Here is a 475-nt window from a genome sequence, read left to right as displayed (position 1 = left end):
GTGACCGCCGGCGTCGCCGTCTACAAGGCCCTCACCGGGCACGCCGACACCCTCCGCGCCGCCGGGGACCCGAGGGGCCGCGGGCAGCTCATGGCCGATGCCCTGGTCGAACGCACCACCGGCACCCCCGGCGGGATCACCGGCGTCGAGATCCAGCTCGTCATCACCGACCGCACCCTGTTCCAGGGAGACTCCGAACCGGCCGTCCTGCCCGGCTACGGGACCGTCCCCGCCGGCTGGGCCCGCACCCTCATCAACGGCACAAGGGGTGCACACAGAGGTGACGGCGGCCGTCCCCCCGGACCGGGCGGCGCGGCCACAAACAGGGACAGAAACACGGACAGAAACGGTGACGGCCAGTCCGGCGGTCCGGGGCACAGTGGTCGCCCTGGACCGGGTGGCACCGGAGGGAGCGGCGATGACCCCGCGTTCAACCTCTGGCTCCGGCGGCTCTACACCCACCCCGGGAGCGGGG

Annotated in this window: 1 pseudogene; it reads left to right on the top strand. The window is 73.7% G+C overall.

Going from position 1 to position 475, the window contains the following annotated elements:
- Nucleotides 1–475: pseudogene (locus AC1DBX_RS20670) on the top strand (HNH endonuclease); the annotation flags it as partial.

Source organism: Arthrobacter sp. 10N44_2, from assembly GCF_056394385.1.
Note: the sequence above shows the minus strand (reverse complement) of the source record. Positions and strands in the feature narration are given on the sequence as shown.